Raw genomic sequence first — 20,464 nt, forward strand, 5'->3', positions numbered from 1 at the left:
TGAAGGTTCGTAAGTAATTTGGTTAGGTACTCGGCATATTGTTGCTACATTGAATTGTGGTGAAGTACGTTACAAGCAATCATGCGCTTGTAACACTATATGCTATGTATCTAATGATATAATCTTATCTACGGGATGTCGTTTATTTAACTCTATCGGGAAGGGTTGTGTATGAACTGTTATGAATGCGGTGGATCGGTGGTTACTGGTGCACGTTTCTGTCCTGAATGTGGCGCTCCATTTGCTCAGCAGATGGCTGTTGAAACACGGGTATTAGCATCACCACCAGTAGCTTCTTTTCCTGCTCCAATAGCCCAGCAAACGATGAATTCGCCTGTTCAATACACACCGCAGCCTATGTCACCCCCATACCCAGCCTATCCTCCGCAACCGCAGCATCCATATGCACCATATCCTCAACCGCAGTTTCCTCAACAACATCCGAATTATGTCCCACAGCAACCGATGTACGGAGCATATCCTCAGCAACCAGTTAATGTCAATATCTATAACACTAATCAGCAAGCACCAATGGTTCCTGTGATGCCAGTCGGCCCGATAATTGTAGCCTCACAAAAAAGCGTAGGCTTATCTTTAGTCCTGACGTTTTTATTCGGGCCATTGGGCATGTTTTACTCGACTGTTGGCGGAGCCTTGGCAATGATAGCTATAACAATCATTTTATCGGCACTGACATTTGGAGCGGGTCTTGTCTTGGCTTGGCCGATTGCCATGATCTGGGGCGCTGTAGCTGCAAGTCAACATAATCAGCGTGTAATTATTAGCCATCGCTACTAAACTCGCTATTATTAAACCATGGCGCACCATGATTTAAGCGATTTGAATCCCAAGTAGCCACCGATACTCATTTTTCAACCCTCCTCACTGCTGGATCGAATTTCTGTAGGTGGATACACAAACACCCTCACATTTGTTTAAGTGTGGGGGTGTTTGCGCGTTGTATGTTCCTCGTAAATTTTCCGCTAGAGCTTACTTCCTACTCAACCGTTACCGATTTGGCTAGGTTGCGTGGTTGGTCAACGTCTGCGCCACGGCGGACGGCCATGGCATACGAGAAGAGTTGCATTGGAATTACGTTCAAGACTGCGGCCAGCAAGGGTGTAGTTTCTGGCACTTCGATCACATGATGGGCTTTTGAGCGCACCAGTTCATCGCTTGGGTTGACCAAGGCAATCACTTTGCCCCCACGGGCCAGCACTTGCTCAACATTCGAGAGCATCTTTTCGTAGACATGATCTTTGGTTGCAATACAAATCACTGGCATGCGCTCGTCGATCAAGGCAATTGGGCCATGCTTCATCTCTCCAGCTGGGTAGCCTTCGGCGTGAATATAGCTAATTTCCTTCATCTTCAGCGCACCTTCAAGCGCAATTGGGGCATTAACCCACCGCCCAAGATACAGCATATCAGTCGAGTGATGATACAAATCGGCCAGTTGATCATACTGGGCTGTGTCTTTGAGCATCGTGTCGATCTTGGCCGGAATTTCGATCAGTGCTTGGATGTGTTCGCGAATTTCGGCGCTGGTGAGCGTGCCACGGGCTTGGGCCAAACGCAAGGCAAATAGATAGCCCGCCATCAACATGCCGGTAAAGACTTTGGTCGAGGCCACCGAAATTTCCGGCCCTGAGTGAATGTAGATTGCGCCCCCATCGGCTAAGCGCCCAGCCTGCGAGCCAATCGCATTCAAAATGGCCACACTTTTTACGCCTTGCTCGCGCGCTTCGGCCATTGCCGCCAAGGTATCGACGGTCTCGCCTGATTGGGTCAAGGCCAACAATAAGCTGCGTTCGTTCATCACTGGGTTGCGATAGCGGAATTCTGAGCCATAATCGACTTCAACGCGCACCCGTGCCAAGGTTTCGATAAAATATTTGTTGATCAAACAGGCATGCCAAGCTGTGCCACAGGCTACCGCATAGATGCAATCAAGCTTTTGCATTTCTGCATCGCTCAAGGTCAAGCCGTCAAGTTCAATCCGCCCAGTTTCGAGGTCGACTCGCCCGCGCAAGGTGTCGGTTGTGGTGCGTGGTTGCTCGAAAATCTCCTTATGCATAAAGTGTTTGTAGCCGCCTTTGGCTGCTGAAACTGGGTCCCAAGCAACGGTGGTGGTGGTTTTGCTGATCGGCGTGCCATCAAGCTTGATGTATTCCACGCCAGTCGAGCGCACCAATGCCATCTCGCCATCTTCCAAGAAAACCATTTGTTGGGTGTAATCGACAATCGCTGGCAAATCCGAGGCAACGAAATTCTCAGCATCGCCATGGCCAATCACCACTGCGCCAGCATTGCCAATCCGTGCTGCCAAAATCAAATCAGGTTGCTCTTGATCCATTGCCACTACGGCGTTACCGCCACGCAACTCACTCATCACTTGGCCAAAGGCACGTTGAAAATCGCCATATTCGGCAGTATACAAGCCCAGCATTTGGGCAATAACTTCGGTATCGGTTTGCGAATGAAAGCGAATGCCCTGCTCAATCAAACGGTTTTTGAGTTCGAGATAATTCTCAACAATCCCATTTTGAATCACCACCACGCGGCCACTATTATCGCGATGCGGGTGAGCATTGGCTTCGGTTACAGCACCGTGAGTTGCCCAGCGCGTATGGCCAATGCCCTGATGACCAGCGGTTGGCTCTGTATTCAAGCGGCGACGCAAATTGACCAACTTGCCAACCGAGCGCCGCATTTGAAACTCAGCATCCTCTAAAATGGCGATGCCAGCCGAATCGTAACCGCGATATTCCAATAACTCCAAGCCCCGCACAATCACATCGGTTGCTTCGCGTGGGCCAACGTATCCAACAATACCGCACATAAAATCTATACTCCACGATTAAAAGTAAGCTAAAACACAACATAGCACCACACCGCACCAACCCGTGTCGTCAATGAACGGGGGTGGGGCATGCTGCTATGTAACTGGCCACAAGGTGCTGATTGTGCTTGCTGTTGCCAGTAAGTTTTGCAACACCCTTTTGGGCTGTGGTGTACCCAAGAGGCATCCGCTGATTATTCGCTTTTCCCCATCAACCGAGCCAAGCCTGTTTCCGTGGGCAGCAGCGGGAAGGCTATTCGAGCCGCCAGCCTCACGCACCAACTTGGAGTTGCTAGGTTAGCACTCGCCCTGCGGCGAGGAACCTCTACCTCGTTTTCTGAATCGCAGCGTACGTTGATTCAGACCGTTGCGCTTAAATTGAGTAGCTTTGATTGCTCCTTATCCAATGCCTGGCCATGTGCCACGCTTGGGGCATTATACTGCATATTGCTATTTTGCAAAGTGTTTGCCATCCACAAAGCATCCGAAGGAGTGAAACCGCGAAGAGCGCGAAGGACACGAAGTACGATTTTTAGCCACAGATTGGAGTAAGGGCTATAGGCTGAAGGCTATAGGCTATTGGGAAATTTTTTTCGCCACGAATTGCCCGAATTCCACGAACAATCTTCCGCTAGCCCATAGCTGTACTGGTTCATTGGATTGGCAACCGTGTTCCTTCACCCCCAGCCCCTCTCCCACTGAACGCGGGCGAGGGGAGCACCCGTTTTTACTGACCCATTCGCAAGAACCATGGCATTAAAGCCCCTCGCCCGCGCTACGGGAGAGGGGTTGGGGTGAGGGGATCAGGCGGTGGTTAATGCAATGAACCAGTAGAAATAGCCAATAGCCAAGGTTTCCCTGCGCGTCTGCGTTAAAACGAGATCTTTATGCTCTATGCTCTCTGTTCTATGTTCTATGCTCTCTGTTCTAAACAAAAAAAACACCCCATTGGAATGGGATGTTTGTGGATGGAGCGGGAAACGGGGTTCGAACCCGCAACCTTCTGTTTGGGAAACAGATGCGCTGCCAATTGCGCCATTCCCGCTCATCAAGCTCTGTGAGTATACTCAAAAGCAGTCAAGCTGTCAACCATCGGCTAATTATTAAAAAGCGCTGCCCAACAAGCAGATACCGTTAAATGTATCTAACTAAATATGGTACACTAGCGCATCAGGCTATTTTTCTTCGTGAGAGGGCAACGATGAGTGTTCTTCAATCAGGTGTTGTGCTCAACCACCAATACGAAATTATTAAAAAAATTGGTGGTGGCGGCGGTGGCAACGTCTACGAAGCCGTCGACCAAAACTTGGCCCGCCGTATTGCAGTCAAGCATTTAATTCTGCCAAGCAATGATGCAATCAAACATTTTAAAAAAGAAGCCCGTTTATTAGCCAGCCTTGAACACCCGAATTTGCCGCAGGTCTATAATCAGTTCGAGGAAGGCCCAGGCCATTTTTTGGTCATGGAATATATCGAAGGCACTGACCTTGATCAATATCTGCGCGATCACGCTGGCCCTTTGGCTTTAACCACGGTTTTAGCCTGGGCCGATGAGCTGCTAAAATTGCTTGAGTATCTGCATACCTCCCCGAAAGAACCAGTTATTCACCGCGACATCAAGCCAGCAAATATTAAGTTGAGCACAACTGGCCAATTGAAATTGATTGATTTTGGCTTGGCAAAAAGTGATTTATCAACCCAAATCAATAATGTGTATATGAGTGTTCGGGGCTATACCTCGACCTACGCGCCCTTAGAGCAATTGGTGCCCAAAGATGATGAGCGCACCGATCAGCGTAGCGACTTGTATGCCTTCGGCGTAACGCTCTATCATTTGCTCACTGGCAGCGTGCCAATCGATGCCAACAAAAAGCAGATTGATGCGACCAATCGCTATGCAATGGTTGTACAGGGCAAGCCCGACCCAATTCTGCGCCCAAAACAGCTCAATCCGGCAATTCCTGAATATGTTGATGCGGCGATTATGCAGGCAATTGCGATCAATAAAGCTGATCGTTTTGGCTCAGCAGCAGAATTTCGCCAGGCATTAAATCCTTCAACGGTTTCCAAGTTTGGCTCAAGTATTTCTGGTTTGCTGAGTGCTCGGCCTAAAGCGCAGGCTGGCGCTAGCAAGTCAACCCAACCATCTAAGCAAGCTGCAAACTCAACCGGCCAACGCAGCCAACCAGTTCAGCAAAGTTCAACGCCACCCATTTCGCGCCCAGCAAGCGATCATTTCGAACCACCAATTCCCCCTGTGCCCAATCCAAAGCCCAAATCGATCAAGCGCGTTGTTCCATTGCTGGCCTTGCTGTTGCTGGGCATGGGTGGCGGTGGCTGGTGGTGGGTTAAGGCCAACACTAGCAGCAACCCAACCACAAGTCCCAATCAAAATAACCAACCAATTGTCTATAATGCAGAGCAAAATCCTGTTGCAACGATTCCAACGAGTAGCAGTGGCAGTGCTGCGCAAGCAACCACAACCTTGAGCCAAGCAACTGCAACACTGGAGCCGAGCGCAACCGCCACGCTGGAGCCAAGCGCAACCGCCACGTCTGAGCCAACAATTGCAGTGGTTGTTCAGCCAACTGTTCGCCCAGCTACCGCTCGCCCAGCCGCCCAGCCAACCCAGCGGCCTGCACCCCAGCCAACCAACCCACCGCCGCCACCATCTGATCGCGATGGCGATGGCGTGGCCGATGCCAACGATCCTTGCCCAGATACCAACGGCCCAAATAATGGCTGCCCTGCACCACCACCACCTGACCGCGATGGCGATGGCGTGGTCGATGCCAACGATCCCTGCCCTGATGGAGCTGGACCAAATAATGGTTGTCCTGCGCCAGTCGAAGTGGCCGACCGCGACGGTGATACCATTCCCGATGATCGCGACGATTGCCCGAACGAACCAGGCGATCCATCACGCCGTGGCTGCCCTAAGCCTAAAGAACAACCAACCAATCCGCCACCAACCAATACACCACGGCCAGAGCCAACGGCTGTACCACCACCAACAGTTGAGTCGACCCCGAAACCAACAACTCGTCCACCTGTAACTGCTCCATAAACAAGGGTCAAAATACGGTATAATCGAGCGCGTAGCGTTTCACCTAAACTCAATCTCCCATGCTACGCGCCAATATTACGCTTCGATGAAATACGTATTCCCAGAACGAAAAAGCCCTCGCTTGAGCACGAGAAAGGGAATGTTGCTCTGAGGAGCCTAAAATACCCCTGATTGAAAACAATGAGGCAAGCTATGTTTCCAAATGGCATGATCCTAAATGAAACCTATGAAATTCGTGAGCGGATTGGCCATGGCGGCGGTGGCGCGGTCTATGCCGCCTACGATATTAAGTTGCGCAAATTGGTCGCAATTAAATATCTACACCTTGAGGGCGACCATGCAATTAAGGCCTTTAGCCACGAAGCTAGTCTGTTAGCCAATTTGCATCACCCCAGCTTGCCCAAGGTCTATTTGCACTTTAGCACCAACGATGGCCAATTTTTGGTGATGGATTTGATCGATGGCGACGATTTAAGCACCTTGCTTGAGCGTCAAGGCGGCCCGTTGCCGGTTGATCAAGTGCTTGGCTGGGCCGATCAACTGCTGAGTGTTTTGACCTATCTGCATAGTTACTATCGCCAGCCGATTGTCCACCGCGATATTAAGCCAGCCAATATTAAAATTACAACCCGTGGCGAATTGAAATTGTTGGATTTTGGCTTGGCAAAGGCCGAAATTTTCACCAATATGCGGAGCGCGATGCATAGCGTTCATGGCTATACCTTGACCTACGCGCCGCCTGAGCAAATTAATCAAGAAGGCACTGACCCGCGCAGCGATTTATATTCGTTGGGCGCAACGCTCTATCATTTATTAACTGGGCGCACGCCAACCGATGGCGATGGCAAAACTGCCGATGCTTTGGTGCGAACCTTGGCGCTGGCCAAACGCAAGCCCGACCCAATTATTGCGCCAAAATTGCTTAATCCTGCGATTCCTGCGCATGTCAATCAGGCAATTATGCGCTCGTTAGAAATTGATGCTGATGAGCGTTTTACTTCTGCAGAGGAATTTCGCCAAATCTTGGCTCAACCTTATGTTCCAATCAACCCTGCCCAAACCCAAATTTTGCCAACCACTATTGGCTCACGAGCAATCACGGGGCCGCCTAAACAAGCTTCAATTCGCGAAAGTAGCCAGCCACAAGCACCAATCAGTACCCCAAAAAGCAACTATCCAGCCCAAACAGCACCTGAGCCAAGCGTGCAAGCCCAGCCAAAAGCAAGCGCTAAACGCTTTCTGCCATTGCTGTTGGGATTACTGTTGGTGGCTGCTGGCGGCGGCTGGTGGCTGAGCCGTGATGAACAAACGCCAATCGTTACGGTTAGTCAGGCTACCAATACCGTTGTGGCAGCCCAACCAAGCCAAAGTCTGGCCACCACAACCGGCATAAATGCTGCTGATCAGCCAACTATCACGTTGGGTGTGGCCACAAGCGAGCCAACAAACATTGCCGAAGATGTGGCAACCGCGACTGAGCCTGCCCAGCCAACCACTGCTGAGGTGCAGCCAACTAACGAGCCAGCAACGGCCCGTCCAGCAGTGCAGCCAACCAACCGGCCAGCGACGGCCCGCCCTGCACCAACCAATCCGCCAGCGCTTCAACCAACCAACCCCCCAGTCGTTGTGCAGCCAACCAATGAGCCAGTTGTGCAACCAACCAATCCGCCAGCTCCAAGCGATCGCGATGGCGATGGATTTCCTGATGATCTTGATGGCTGTCCCGATGTGGCGGGGCCAAATAATGGATGTCCAGCTCCGATTGAGCCAACCCAACCGCCAGCAGTTGATCGCGATGGTGATACGATTCCCGATGATCGCGATGCCTGCCCGAATGAGCCTGGCGATCCATCGCGGAATGGCTGCCCCAAGCCAGTTGAGCAGCCAACGGCTGCCCCACCGCCAACCACTAAACCAGAACCAACACGAGTACCGCCAACCGTTGCTCCGGTTGCAACCAATCCCCCGCCGCCACCGCCAACAGTGCGACCATAATTGACATAAGCTCAGTAATTTAAATAGATTACTGGGCTTTTTGCTGCATGCAAGTAGCAGAATCAAGTATAATCGCTGCTGGTTGCTCGGCCATGTGGCTTATTCGGTTGTGAAGGACGCACTATGCAGTTGATTCTTGGTTTGCTGTTAGCCCCAGTTTTGCTTTATCTGCCAGGCTTCGTTTGGGCGCGCTTTGGCCATCGCCCAAGCGATTGGCTTGATCGCCAATTTGAGCGCATGCTGGTTAGTGCGCTCTGGACTGGCTGGTGGGGCTTGGTTTTGGCAAGCCTTGGTTGGTATAGTTTGCTGCATTTAGTGCTTGGCACAGCCGTTTTTTGTGGGCTTGGTTGGTGGCTTAGCCGCAAATTCGGCCTTGCTCCACTAGAACTAAGCAAAGCTCGCCCACGCTGGGAGCGTTGGGTTTTTATTATTGTGCTGGCAATTTTTGCCGCCATTGTCGCCCGACCTTTCGAAACCGTGTTGGGTGGCCGCGATGCAGGCATTTACACAGTTACTGGTTTTGCCATCGAACGCACTGGCAGCATCGTGCAAGACGAAGCCTTGGTTGCCGAGATTGTTCGAACAATGAACTATAGTGATCGCAACCTCTCTGAGCCAGCCAAACAAGCGTATAGCAACCTGCTTGGCAAACAAGATCCTGCACGTTTTCTGAGCACGCGTTTTCATCAGCCTAGCTTTTTTATGACCGAGGAATCGGCGGCGGCGGGCAAATCCTACCCCAATAACTTTCATCTTTACCCGACGTGGATTGCCATTTGGACGAGCTTATTTGGCGTGTATGGCGGTTTGTTGGCAACTGGCTATTTGGGTTGGTTGGGCGCGTGGAGCGTGGCCATGGTCGGGCGGCGGGTGGTGCAAGGCAAGGCCAGTGCTTGGATGGGTGTGTTAGCGCTGGCCCTGATCAGCCTCAACAGCTTGCAAATTTGGTTTAGCCGCTATTCAACTGCCGAAGCAGGCGCGCAATGGACGGTTTGGAGCGGCTTGGCAATGTGGGCAGCGTATAGCCAAATTGAGCCAAGCCAGCGCAGCAACCGCCGTGGCATCTGGTATGCAGCCCTGTGTGGCATTGCGCTTGGCCAATTGGCCTTGATGCGGCTCGAATTCTATTTCGGGGTTTTTCCGGTTGTCTTGTATTTGGGCGCGGCCCTGATTCGGCGACGCTGGGGGCGGGGCGAAACAGCCATGGCCTTGGGCTTGGGCACGATGTTGGTGCATGCTGCAATTCATATCAGCACCATTGGCTGGCTCTATTTTATGAACAATACGTGGGGCAAGTTTCAAGATTTTGCGATTATCTCGCGCTTGGCCCACCCTTTTTATCCGCCAATTTTGCAAGATAGACGTGGCAACAACGCCAAAGCCTGGATTTTAGAGAGTAACAGCCGTTTAGCCCTAGAATTAGCGATTGTCGCCATTGGTTTGGTGGCACTTTGGGCCTTGTGGCGGTTTCCCCGTTTGTTGAATTGGGTTGAAGCCCAAGCCCAACGTTGGCAACACTGGTTATTGGGTGCGCTGGCAATTGGCCTCGTGCTGATGGCTGGCTATGCCTATTTTATCCGGCCACAGCATCTTTCAAGCGCCGCACTGTTGCACCCAATTGAGCATGCCAGCACATGGAATAGCTATATTGGTGGCATTTTGCCGATTCCTGATGTTAAGCCCCGCCAAACGGCGATTGCCTATGGCAATATGGTGCGCTTGGGCTGGTATTTTTCGCCCTTGGGCATTGGCTTGGGCATTGCTGGTTTGGCGCTCTGGATTTGGCGCGATATGAATCGGCGCTCGTGGATGATTTTGCTGCTGGGCATTTTGTATGGCGCGTTTAGCGTTAATGATTCGTATGGCACTGCCGAACAAGCCTATATCTATATTGCGCGGCGCTTTTTGCCTGGGGCTGTGCCGATGCTTAGCTTGGGCATGGCGTGGCTTTTGGCCAAAGGCTTGGTACGATCAACCAAGCTTTGGCGGGTAGCGAGCGGGCTGGCGGCGGCAGCAATGCTTCTATTTTTTATTGCAACTGGTTGGCGCACGATTGCCCATATTGAATATAAAGGCGCTTTGGCGGCGCTGACTGAGCTGGCTAACAAAACCGAGCCCAATGCAATTGTGCTCATGCGCGGCGGCGACCGCGATTCCTCGACCAATATTGCTACGCCAATGCACTACTTGTTTGATCGTGATTATTTGGTGGCCTATAGCGACGATCCCACGCCTTATCGCGATTTGTTGGCCCAACAAGTGCGCAATTGGCAAGCCCAAGGCCGACCGGTTTATCTGATGCTTGGCTCGCGTGGTGGCATGCTCAATTTGCCAGGTTTTCGCTATGAAACTGTCGAGATCTTCGACCTACCATTAAAAGAATGGCAACAATTGCAACTACAAAAGCCCTTTACTGCTGGCGATATTCGCTTCACCTACCGAATCTATCGGCTTGTGCCTGATGCGCAGCCGCTTACTGGTCAGCAAACAATTGCAATTGATGATTATCGTTGGCAGCATAGCGGCATTAACCCAGTTGAAACGAACCCTAAAACCGGCCAGCGCTTTACCTGGACTGAGGGGACTGCGCGTTGGATTATGCCCGCAATCAAGACTAGCTCAAATCTCAGCTTTAGTGTAGGATTAGGGTTAGTACCACCATCACTCGTAAATCAGCCAGTTGAACTTTGTTTAAGCGCCAGCTATTTAGTTAAGCAGCCGATAAACCAAGCATTGGGCTGCCAACGTTTGAGCAGTAGTGAGCCAACCACGCTAACGTGGGAGCTGCCTGCGCTACCAGAGCACGATTGGTTATTGCAACTTAGCCTAAGCCGCACGTGGAGTCCCAACGATTATGCTGCCGAATACCCAAGCCCGCCGAATGATGCCCGTAGCCTTGGGATTCAATGGAGTGGCACAGTCTGGCAGATTGATCAATAATAGCGTAAGCGAATTCTTAAACAAAAATTGGTACTATCGCACTATAGGCGAATCGGTATTGACCTGTGTATACTGACCTAAGACCCAAACGTGGAACGTATGCGCATAACCAACACGGGAGGTACGTATGAAACGAAAGTCGCGAGGGCAAGCCCTTGTTGAGTTTGCCTTGGTTTTTCCCCTTATTATGACGTTCTTATTCGCATCAATTGAGCTGGGTTTTTACGTTTATTCCTGGTCACAGGCCAACTATGCTGCGCGCCGTGGAGCTGAACAAGCTTCATCAGGCCCACCATTAAGAGCACTTGCTAATTATGATTCAGAAGATGACGAATGTGTGCGCTTGATTCGGGCAGCTGCCATCCGCACCACAATTGGCATCCGAGCCTCGGACATTAGGATAGCATATAGGCTTGCTGCCAATGATATTACGGGGCCTGTTCCTAGTACAAATAGTCCAACGATCCATCGCAAAGCTGGCAATATTATGCAAGTGCAGGTTGTGTATAACTATCAACCACTTACCCCGATTGGCGATTTTTTCTTATCAGGACGGACTATTGATGCAACCTCGCGCCGCACGATTGTCCGCTACGATTTTTCGAGTATTGACCCACTCTCGGTTTGCCGCTAATCAATGAGGATACCTGACGATGCTCAAGCTTAAATCAAAGCGCAAACAAGCAGGCCAAGCCTTAGTTGAATTTGCGCTAACTGTGACAGTCTTATTCTTCTTTCTTTCAGCAATTATTGATTTTGGCTTAGCCTTTTTTGCTCATCAGGGCTTGAAGGGTGCCGCCTACGAGGCCGTTTCGTATGGTTCATTGTTCCCGCTTCGAAGCGATGGAACGATCAATACCCAAGAAATTCGCGACCGCCTCCGCTATGAAAGTGGTGCTCTCAACGATACTTCAGGCGCAAATGGGTTACGTTTTGTCAACTTATTTGATCTTGATAATAAAAATGGCCCTGATCCAGAAAGTGTTCAAGCAGAGCGAATTATCATTAGCTTTGTTAGAAGCCCAATTCCGAATTCTGTACCAGTGAATTGTGCGAACCCAGCAACGATGATGCGCCAGTTTTGCGATATTCGGGTTTCGGTAACCTATACCTACGACCCATTTTTTTCCTTTGCTTGGTTGTTGGGCTCAGACACAATCAATTTGACCGCGACCCAACAACATACCTTACCCTAGTTGATACTTATCACGATAGTGGTATTGAACTTTATTTTTACGGAGGATAGGCTATGAACTTAAGTCGCATCATGCGACGTGTAGCCCAACCAGTCGCAGGACAATCATTAGTATTCTCTGCTATTTTGTTCTTCGTCTTGATTGGTTTTGCTGCACTAGCCATTGATACAGGCGAGGCGTTTAGTCGCCAACGCCAACAACAAGCAGCTTCGACTGCTGCGACCATCAGTGGTTTGGAAGCATTGGGTGTTGGTGGCGACGATAATGCCGTTGTGGCTTCAATCAAAGCTGCCTTGGCCGCGAATGGGATTACCGATGCTGAAGCAGTCGTCGGTGATTGGCCAGTCCTCGACCCAGATCTCAATTACTATCGCGCTTTCTATACCCAACGTGGCTCGCGGGTTGAATATCCGGTTGGCACGTTCAGCGGTAGTGTCCCCAGCGAATTCAATGGAATTCGGGTGGAAGTTCGCTCGGCGCGGAACACAATTTTTGCCCAAGCTTTAGGCGTTGATACCCTCGAAGTTTCAGCCGATAATAAAGCAACCTGGTGTCAATGTGCGACCTATGTCTTCCCAATGGCGGTTTCGACCGATAAAATGCTGGGAACATTGCCAGGTCAAAGTGTTACCCTGACATGGACAAAAACGAAGATTCTCAATGCTGTTGATGAAAAGAACCACTTCGTGTGGGCTGAATGGACAACTAGCGCCAATGCTGATAATCGTTTGAAGGAATCCTTGGGTGGTAGCGGTGATTTGATCAAAGGATTTACTGAAACTACCCCTCCAGCTGGCTATAGCAATACCAGCAATAATGGGATCATCAACAACGAGGACTGGGTTAAGGTTTCGGATAGTTTGCTACAGCCAGGTTCGACCACATTAAACACATTGATGACTGCGCTTAAGAGTGGCAAGCCAATTTTGCTGCCAACCTTTAGCAAACTCAACTATACAGGCAGCACAAACCCCAAATATACCAGCTTCCGTGCTGGTGGTTTTGTGCGGGTGATCTTGACAGGGTTTAGTACAAACACTATTACACTGCGCTATGTTGATGCGAATGCCAACTGTCCATGTGTCGATGTACCACAACCAAAACCATCAGAAGTCAAGCTAGCGCTTGATCAAAAGCTGATTTGGTATCTGCCAAGTGTTACAACGACGAGCTACGATATTGCCTTGGTGGTGGACGTTTCTGGTTCGATGAAATGGTGCTGGAATACCAAAACCACCTGTGGCACGAACGCCAACGCCCGCTGGTATCTGGTGAAAGAGTTCTTGCGCAAGTTCTCGTATAAGATGCTTGATGTTTGGAATGCCCCCGAAGGCACACCTATGAACTCAGCGCTATTCCCAGGCGAAGAATTGTTTGGTAAAGGTGGCGATAATCGGATTTCGGTTATCCGCTTTAGCGGTGGTGCACGAACGAATAGCCCTTCATTTGGCTTCGTCAATACACCAACTGGTAGCGATCAAGCTAGTGTGACCACCCGTACTAACACGATGAAAGCCAGCATGACTACCTTTATCAACTGGATCACCTCTGGTAATATGGATGGTAGTACGGCTGGCGCAGCAGGTTTGGATGGCGGTATTCGCTACTTTGATAATGTAAGTGCTGACTCACGCAAAGATCGTTTTGGTCGCCCAATCAAACTGGTTATGATGATGTTGACCGACGGTTTGACCAACGTGATGTTCGAAGGTAACAATATTGGTGACCAAAATCACCAAGGTGTACAGCACCTAACTGCGAGTGGCACTTCACCTAGATATTGTAAAGATCCGAACGACCCAAGCGCTGGTAATGTACGGACACCGGGCAATAGTGGTTACCCAATTACCGACTTGCCAGATGTGCAAGCCAACTGTCCATGGAATGGTGAGGGTAATAGTGGTGGTTATGCTCGGGCACCGATTGCCTCGTTGATCCAAGTCTCTGATCGTGCACGGAATCGTGTAGCACCCAAGCGGCCAATTAGCATCGTTGCAATCTTGGTAGGTGACCAAGAACGATTTGGGCTTGCAGACTTACGGATCGATCGGATTGCTTCAACTGGTGGGGCATTCTATGCCAAAGATCCAAATTCGCTGAACAATGCACTGCGGTCAATTCTTGAAAGCTTAGCCCAACCGTGTTATGAGCGTGACGCGCTGATTCCAGCAGCTTCAGCCAAGGTTACAGTTCGTGATAGCACTGGCGCAGTTGTTGCTGGGATGGGCAATATGCAGGCTTCAACTACTGGTAACTTGATCTTTACCGTACCAGAGCCAGGTAACTACAGCTTTATTGCTGAGCGCAGGGTAACGGCTTGGAGTGAATTCCCATTGGGTGCAGGCGAAACGCTGGATCCAAATATGTATAACCCAACCCGTGACCCACGCTTAACTGGCACAACCTACTTGCCACAACTGTACAATCGCCTACAAGCAGCCGAGGATATTGTGTACCGCAATGCAATTCCATTCAGTATCCCTGAAAATGCTGAAGGCACGATTGATTTGGGCAAATATACCATGATTATCGCTGAGAACGAAGCTTTCAAAGGTCTCTGCCCAGAATAGGCTAAGTTCTAGTACAATTATTGAGAGGTCATGGAATACGCACAGCCATTGGCTGTGCGTATTCAATACTAAGGAGTTTACTATGGGTCGCAATAGGCAGCGTAAACGAGTACTATCCTCATTGCTCATTATTCTTACCCTCGTGGTTACTTTGGTTTCTTCAGTTTCAGCAATCTCGCTAACTACCACTATTTCGCTGAATTCTGGCGATTTTGCTAACGGCTATTTTGGCTTGACCGGTCTAACCCAACAGGATACAGTCATTGGTGGGGTTAGCTATGGCGGGGTTCAGCTTATTCCGCAAGGTGCATTGGCACAGTGGAGCGAGGCAAATAATACCATCTGCCGCCGGCTAGCTGATATGGGGACTGCTAGCTTTAAAAATCATCTCTATACTATCGGTGGCCTTACTTCTTCGTCAGGGGTGATTACTCCAGTCCGAGATGTTTGCCAAACATCGGTTTTGAGCCTTGGCGGTGAAACAACCGCGTGGACGCAAAGCTCCCAACCGTTGCCGCTGGCTTTAGCCCGGATGAGTACAGTGGCTATCACCCACACGAGTGACCCTACCAAAGGCATTATCTATAGCTTTGGTGGTCAAAACGCATCGGATTTTGATAGCCAGTATGTTGATACGATTTACTCAAGCGTGATTGATGCTAACGGCAACTTAGGCCCATGGCAAACCCAAGCCCTGACCGTTGGCGAAAAATTGATTAATACGACTGCAACTGCCTTTACTACCGAATCTGGTCAGACCTATATTTACCTGATTGGTGGTCGAACCATCGATACCTCAATTTTATTTGCACCAATTTTTGCTCGGCGCTCAGTGCGTCGAACCTTGGTAGGGCCAAATGGGGTGCTTGGGCCATGGCAATCGATGCCTGACCTGCCAATTACGCCCGATATGTTTACTCCTACCAGTGGCTGTGATAGCAAGGTTGGCTTGCACACAATGGATGCCACCAACTTTGATGCAATTACAACTGAAAGTATTACGCAAACTGGAGGTATTACGCAAACGGTCGAAAGCACCTATCGCGCCTTGATAGTTGTTGGTGGAACCTTCGAATTAGGAAGCGGCGATCAAGCCAATGGCTGTTCGATCACCCGTGAAGGCTCAGCCCAAGCCTTCCTTGGCCGGCTTAACCGTAACACAGGCATGCTGACTTGGGAATCGCAGCGCTATGTTTTGCCCGAGCCACTTTCAGGCCCACGGGTCATTGGGGTTAACCAGAAAATCTATGTCGTTGGTGGTCGGCAAGGAACGGTTGGTGCTCCAACGAATCGGATCTATACCTCCTACATTAATGTTAATGCCTTCAGCCTACCAGTATTCGGCCAGAGTAACTTTAGGGTTTCGGAAAATGCCCTTGAACCTGAGCAAGCGCGAGCTTCGCATGGGCTTGAATTAATTAGAATTGAAAATCGCCCGATTGCCTATATGTATGGCGGTATTCGGAGTGGGACAACCTATCAGAATGACGTAATTTTTGGTAGGGTTGGGACTGCCGACGACTTTGATTTTAATAGTGGTGGCTACCCTTCACCTGGGATCTATCGCTCACCAGCGGTTCAATTACGCGCACCTGCAATTATTGAACAAATGCTTTGGGATGCAACGCTTGAAACAGTGCTGCCAGAACCACCAATTAATACTGATATTCAAATGCAATATCGGCTGGCAACAACCCGCGCAGGTCTAGAGTCGGCTCCATGGCAAATTGTCGATGGTTCACCAAGCACTGATAAATATTCAGTTAATGGCCCAAATACGGCAACTGGCTCAGCGGTCGTCCAAGGTCAGTGGTTTCAATATCAGGCCTTGATGACCACCCAAGACCCTTCTTTGGTGAAAGCTACCCCGATTTTACGCCATGTGCGCATCAAATATAAAGTTGATGGTCACCCAAGCTTATATGTTGATAACGCTTCAATGTCTACGGTTACCCCAGCAGGTATTACCGCATTTAGCATGACCTTGAAAAATGGGATTAAGCCTGGCTCAAACGATACCGAAAATGTGCTCGATGCCGATATTGAAAGTGCTGGTACGTTCTATGTCGATATGTACATCTTGCCGCCTGGCTCGGCTGATGTACCACCAAGCCGCAATGCTGAGGGGATTTATCCTTATGGCGTAGTCTTTACCGAGGTCAATCGGGCAAACTTGCCGCAAGACGGTAGCTTTACGCTTGATGGCTTTTCTGATAATACGCTTTGGCGCAGAAGCTGTACACTGGCAACCGTTGATTGTCCATTAGTTGTTTGGCAAGCGCTGTTCAACCAAGCTGGCGTATGGAAGGTCTATCTGGTTGTTGATAGCGGTAATAATGTTACCGAAGCCGAAACGCCTGCTGGAACCCGCGAGTTTGATAATATCTATTCGTTCAATGTTACTTCAACTGTTGTTGGGAGCACGATTCGCTTACCAGTTGTTGGGGTCAACTTTGCGAATACGCCAACACCATAAGTTGCTTAACGCTAAAGCAGGGATTGGGCTAAGCCCAATCCCTGCTTTTTTGTTTCTCTCGTGCTTGCATTTATTTGGTCCAGCGCACGCTATCAAACCAAATCGCCTTCATGCTATCGTCGGCTAAATCGGAGAGGCCAACCGAGCCTGTGCCATCGAAGCGATAGCGCCCGAGTTCAGCCCAATTGCCAGCGTGCTCAGCTTGATTGATTACAACCAAGCTTTCGCCATCGGCGTGCTGCACAACATAGCGGGCTGAGGTTGTGTCGCTTTTGCCGTTGGGGCAATAGGGCACAAACACGCTGACGCTATATTCGCCAGCTTCCAGCGGCGTTGTCCAGCGCGCATTGTTGACAGCTTTGGCTGGATCATTGGTTGAGAACGTCCAGAAGGAATGGCGGTTTTTGCCACACGAAAATTCATACCACTTAACATCTGAGCGGCTGAATTGTTCGCCTTGGTTATCAACCTGAATTGTGCCTGCTGGCAATTCTTCCACTGGGGCTGGCTCTGGGGTGACGCTGCCAACTGGCATTGGCGCAGGATTATCGCCTGGATCGCGGCCCAGCCACAGGAAGGTAATATCTAATTCTTCTTGTTCATCATTGAATGGAATGCCCAAGGCAGTCCACGCTCCATCGCCAACATCGGCAGCGGTTGGGAAGCGCACGCGGCCTTTTTCGGCCCAGCCACCGTTGTAGCCATCGAAATAGGCGGCATGGTCTTGCGGCCAGCCCACAGGCAGATCGCTAAACTTTTCACGCTCAACATTCCAGTAATCATCGTGAATATTCCATGGCCCGACTTCCCAAACTGGCACGACAATCGACGTGCCTTTATAGGATAAGCGCGCCATATATTCGCCGCCGCCGCGGGATGAAAGCGAGCGGAACGATGGCAAGGAAACAAACCAATCATTGGGCTGAATAATATGACCGTTGGCCGTGCGATCGCCGACCAAACCCATACGGGTTGCCCGAATGTGATAAGTTGGGGCCAGCGGCTCAGCATCCATAATGCTGATTGCTGCGCTTTCGGCAAGCGTGTTGGGCTCAAGTTGTACAAAATCGACTACAGGCGCTGCATCATTGGCCAGCAACACCAAGCGATATTGAATTTGGCGGGCAATCGTGGCAAAAGCTACGGTTTGGCCAGCTTGCACATCGAGCGTCCAATCGCTCCAGCGCTCGCCATTGAAGCCACGCAGATCAAGCCGCACGCTAGCGCCAGCTGGCACAGTTGCAGCCCAATTGACGGTAACTTGATTGGCGGGAGCAATGTTTTGGGGTGCGCTATCGAACATACCAAAGCGCGCAAACGAACCATACACAGCTGCCGCTTGGCTTGCAGTCGGGGCGAGGGTCAGTTGACCAGAATCGAGAATGAGGGTATCGGTTGATGCAGCAGCAGCCCACAAGGATACAGTTGGGGTAGCCTGCGCTCGGAGTGGGGTCATGCTGACAGTCAGCAGACAGCCAAGCGCCAATAAACGGGCAATGTGTCGCAACACAAACCTCCGGAGGTACGCGGTGGATGCAAAACATGGCATCAGGAATGCAGCTTGGTGGGTAGCAACACTGCTACGCTTCAGGGAGAGATGCCACAACGGCGGCATCGGCATTCCACACCGACTCTCTTGATACAACCCGCCTTCGTGGCGTGAGGACTGCGCTAGAGCTGAGTTTCCAGCATTTAACACAGCGTCAGGATTATATCATAGCTTTTTCAGATGTAAATCAGCAATTTATCAGGTTGCTGTCAGCTTGCGATTGAACCCTAAAATCCAACTATTGATGGAGTAGTTTCGGCACAAACATCGGCTAACATAGGCGCGAGAGCTACACATCCTCATAACAAATCACCATTTTAAGGAGCAGATGATGGGAATGGTATACCGATATGATCCTGGCTTTTTCACAGAAATTGATACGGAAGGCGATAGAAGGACACTTTGGGAAGTTGGGATGAATGCTGGCCAGTTTTTCTTTGCCCAAATTGAAGCGTTTGAAAAGATTTTTAATTAACCAAGCGGCTTTTGTGACACAGAGGCTGATGAGGTTTACTTGATCGATGCAGTTAAATTAAAAGCATTAATTGAAGCAATGCTCGGTTATTACAACGCAACCAGCCATCCCTTGCGGCCCATCTTATTTGATTCGTCAATTCAGATTTTATTGGTGTTGTATCAACGGGCTATCGACGAGTGGTTGCCAGCGCCAGCAGAGTTGATGGATACGATTGAACAGATTGAGATCGCCATGGGCAGGGGTTATCTCAAGCGTAATAATTAATCGAAGGAGCAGATGATGGGAATGGTATACCAATATGATCCTGGCTTTTTCACAGAAATTGATACAGAAGGTTTGATGAGACAGGACGGCAATCGTATAGGACATGCACAATGTGAAAGACATCTATGGAGGCACTATGACCATCGATGACCTTGAAACAAGATTGGAGTCCTTTGTATCGCGTGCTCAAATCGTGCGCGATACCCGCCGCATTCTTGAGGAAGGTGCGGTCAATGGCATGATAGCGGTTGAATTAGAAGACGATCAATTCACTCCCGTGCCGCAGGATACGCCGATCACCGTCATCCAGACCACGTTCGAGTGCTTCTATGTGGGCGATGTTTTTGGCCCCGTGAAGGCGATTGTTGCGCTGGGAGCAATGACCATCCAAGAAGGTGTCATTCTGCCCCAGTATTGTTTTGTCAGGCTCTATTATAATGAAGAAGGAACGGTCTTTACCACCGATTTTTACCGTGACTAGCGCGTGCATCAGGAGCAATCAATGAGTGTCACCACGATAGAACGGCTGTTGGATGCAGTGCTGCCCCATAGCCAGGTGCTGGCCGATACGACCTCCCTCCTTGAAGGTCTGGTTCATGATGGATGCATCGAGGTTCACGTTACCTCCGATAGTGGCCGTGTTTCGCCGCTAACCATCCCCTATCCGGTGCTCCTGACGGTTACCCGAAAAACCTTCTATCGCCGCTTTGTGGGTGATGCAGCGTGGACGATAAGTGCAACCGTCGCGCTTGGCCCTGTTGCAATCGACCATGGATTCATGACCGCACAGTATCACTTTCTGTGGCTCGCCTATGATACTAAAAAAACGATTGTTGAGTTTGAGTGGTTTGATCCAGCTTATTAAACGCAGAATTTATCGTGCAGTCATTGTATTGGCATGCCCTCACCCCCAGCCCCTCTCCCACTGGACGCGGGCGAGGGGTGCACCCGTTTTTACCGATACATTATTGGCTTTTCATCCTTCTGATTTTTGATTTTTGACTTGTAATTTCATCCCTCGTAATTCTGACTTTTGACTTCTGCCTTTTGCTTTGTAACTTCATCCCTCCTCCTTTACTATCGATCC

At 50.1% G+C, this 20,464-nt stretch carries 13 protein-coding genes, 1 tRNA gene and 1 pseudogene; 12 read left to right on the top strand and 3 right to left on the bottom strand.

Annotated features, from left to right (window positions below):
* The first annotated feature begins 171 nt into the window (after window positions 1–171).
* The gene (locus ACFMKP_RS18560) at window positions 172–798 is read left to right on the top strand and encodes a hypothetical protein (RefSeq protein ID WP_382293946.1); all 627 of its coding nucleotides are present in this window, start codon (window positions 172–174) and stop codon (window positions 796–798) included.
* Between the two features lie 199 nt (window positions 799–997).
* Here the strand turns inward: ACFMKP_RS18560 and glmS are convergent, their stop codons facing one another.
* Both glmS and ACFMKP_RS18570 read right to left on the bottom strand, forming a co-directional pair.
* Window positions 998–2,842 carry a glutamine--fructose-6-phosphate transaminase (isomerizing) gene (gene glmS, locus ACFMKP_RS18565; RefSeq protein ID WP_382293948.1) on the bottom strand — a complete coding sequence of 615 codons (1,845 nt, stop codon included), beginning with the start codon at window positions 2,840–2,842 and terminating at the stop codon, window positions 998–1,000.
* A gap of 969 nt (window positions 2,843–3,811) precedes the next feature.
* Window positions 3,812–3,887, bottom strand: a tRNA-Gly gene (locus ACFMKP_RS18570).
* 156 nt (window positions 3,888–4,043) lie between these two features.
* On the opposite strand from ACFMKP_RS18570, the gene ACFMKP_RS18575 reads away from it, so the two are divergent.
* The 7 genes from ACFMKP_RS18575 to ACFMKP_RS18605 all read left to right on the top strand — a co-directional run bounded on the left by ACFMKP_RS18575 (window position 4,044) and on the right by ACFMKP_RS18605 (window position 17,086).
* Complete coding sequence (locus tag ACFMKP_RS18575) at window positions 4,044–5,909, top strand: protein kinase (protein ID WP_382293950.1); 1,866 nt, start codon at window positions 4,044–4,046, stop codon at window positions 5,907–5,909.
* Between the two features lie 192 nt (window positions 5,910–6,101).
* Window positions 6,102–7,904 carry a protein kinase gene (locus tag ACFMKP_RS18580; RefSeq protein WP_382293952.1) on the top strand — a complete coding sequence of 601 codons (1,803 nt, stop codon included), beginning with the start codon at window positions 6,102–6,104 and terminating at the stop codon, window positions 7,902–7,904.
* Window positions 7,905–8,027: 123 nt separating this feature from the next.
* Window positions 8,028–10,844, top strand: coding sequence for a hypothetical protein (locus ACFMKP_RS18585; RefSeq protein WP_382293954.1), 2,817 nt, complete (start codon window positions 8,028–8,030; stop codon window positions 10,842–10,844).
* 127 nt (window positions 10,845–10,971) lie between these two features.
* Window positions 10,972–11,478 (top strand): TadE family protein, encoded by a 507-nt coding sequence (locus ACFMKP_RS18590; RefSeq protein WP_382293956.1) that lies wholly within the window; start codon window positions 10,972–10,974, stop codon window positions 11,476–11,478.
* A 19-nt stretch (window positions 11,479–11,497) separates the two neighbouring features.
* Window positions 11,498–12,040, top strand: a complete 543-nt coding sequence (locus ACFMKP_RS18595) for a TadE/TadG family type IV pilus assembly protein (RefSeq protein ID WP_382293958.1) — start codon at window positions 11,498–11,500, stop codon at window positions 12,038–12,040.
* A 53-nt stretch (window positions 12,041–12,093) separates the two neighbouring features.
* Complete coding sequence (locus ACFMKP_RS18600) at window positions 12,094–14,610, top strand: TadE/TadG family type IV pilus assembly protein (protein WP_382293960.1); 2,517 nt, start codon at window positions 12,094–12,096, stop codon at window positions 14,608–14,610.
* An 82-nt stretch (window positions 14,611–14,692) separates the two neighbouring features.
* Window positions 14,693–17,086, top strand: a complete 2,394-nt coding sequence (locus ACFMKP_RS18605) for a hypothetical protein (RefSeq protein WP_382293962.1) — start codon at window positions 14,693–14,695, stop codon at window positions 17,084–17,086.
* Between the two features lie 70 nt (window positions 17,087–17,156).
* Here ACFMKP_RS18605 and ACFMKP_RS18610 read toward each other — a convergent pair whose 3' ends face one another.
* The gene (locus tag ACFMKP_RS18610) at window positions 17,157–18,596 is read right to left on the bottom strand and encodes a hypothetical protein (RefSeq protein ID WP_382293964.1); all 1,440 of its coding nucleotides are present in this window, start codon (window positions 18,594–18,596) and stop codon (window positions 17,157–17,159) included.
* Window positions 18,597–18,963: 367 nt separating this feature from the next.
* On the opposite strand from ACFMKP_RS18610, the gene ACFMKP_RS18615 reads away from it, so the two are divergent.
* The 4 genes and pseudogenes from ACFMKP_RS18615 to ACFMKP_RS18630 all read left to right on the top strand — a co-directional run bounded on the left by ACFMKP_RS18615 (window position 18,964) and on the right by ACFMKP_RS18630 (window position 20,242).
* Window positions 18,964–19,110, top strand: a complete 147-nt coding sequence (locus tag ACFMKP_RS18615; protein WP_382293966.1) for a hypothetical protein — start codon at window positions 18,964–18,966, stop codon at window positions 19,108–19,110.
* 12 nt (window positions 19,111–19,122) lie between these two features.
* A pseudogene (locus ACFMKP_RS18620) lies at window positions 19,123–19,377 on the top strand (hypothetical protein); the annotation flags it as partial.
* 136 nt (window positions 19,378–19,513) lie between these two features.
* Window positions 19,514–19,858, top strand: a complete 345-nt coding sequence (locus ACFMKP_RS18625) for a hypothetical protein (protein ID WP_382293968.1) — start codon at window positions 19,514–19,516, stop codon at window positions 19,856–19,858.
* Window positions 19,859–19,879: 21 nt separating this feature from the next.
* The gene (locus ACFMKP_RS18630) at window positions 19,880–20,242 is read left to right on the top strand and encodes a hypothetical protein (protein WP_382293969.1); all 363 of its coding nucleotides are present in this window, start codon (window positions 19,880–19,882) and stop codon (window positions 20,240–20,242) included.
* Window positions 20,243–20,464 lie beyond the last annotated feature (222 nt).

Origin of the sequence: Herpetosiphon sp. NSE202, assembly GCF_042688385.1 — a bacterium.
Taxonomy (GTDB): Bacteria; Chloroflexota; Chloroflexia; order Chloroflexales; family Herpetosiphonaceae; genus Herpetosiphon.

Excerpts from the sequence above, each read along its gene's own strand:
- ACFMKP_RS18595 (WP_382293958.1), top strand. The coding sequence starts at position 11,498 with ATGCTCAAGCTTAAATCAAAGCGCAAACAAGCAGGCCAAGCCTTAGTT.
- glmS (WP_382293948.1), bottom strand. The coding sequence starts at position 2,842 with ATGTGCGGTATTGTTGGATACGTTGGCCCACGCGAAGCAACCGATGTG.
- ACFMKP_RS18615 (WP_382293966.1), top strand. The coding sequence starts at position 18,964 with ATGATGGGAATGGTATACCGATATGATCCTGGCTTTTTCACAGAAATT.
- ACFMKP_RS18575 (WP_382293950.1), top strand. The coding sequence starts at position 4,044 with ATGAGTGTTCTTCAATCAGGTGTTGTGCTCAACCACCAATACGAAATT.
- ACFMKP_RS18560 (WP_382293946.1), top strand. The coding sequence starts at position 172 with ATGAACTGTTATGAATGCGGTGGATCGGTGGTTACTGGTGCACGTTTC.
- ACFMKP_RS18625 (WP_382293968.1), top strand. The coding sequence starts at position 19,514 with ATGACCATCGATGACCTTGAAACAAGATTGGAGTCCTTTGTATCGCGT.
- ACFMKP_RS18605 (WP_382293962.1), top strand. The coding sequence starts at position 14,693 with ATGGGTCGCAATAGGCAGCGTAAACGAGTACTATCCTCATTGCTCATT.
- ACFMKP_RS18630 (WP_382293969.1), top strand. The coding sequence starts at position 19,880 with ATGAGTGTCACCACGATAGAACGGCTGTTGGATGCAGTGCTGCCCCAT.
- ACFMKP_RS18590 (WP_382293956.1), top strand. The coding sequence starts at position 10,972 with ATGAAACGAAAGTCGCGAGGGCAAGCCCTTGTTGAGTTTGCCTTGGTT.
- ACFMKP_RS18600 (WP_382293960.1), top strand. The coding sequence starts at position 12,094 with ATGAACTTAAGTCGCATCATGCGACGTGTAGCCCAACCAGTCGCAGGA.
- ACFMKP_RS18585 (WP_382293954.1), top strand. The coding sequence starts at position 8,028 with ATGCAGTTGATTCTTGGTTTGCTGTTAGCCCCAGTTTTGCTTTATCTG.
- ACFMKP_RS18580 (WP_382293952.1), top strand. The coding sequence starts at position 6,102 with ATGTTTCCAAATGGCATGATCCTAAATGAAACCTATGAAATTCGTGAG.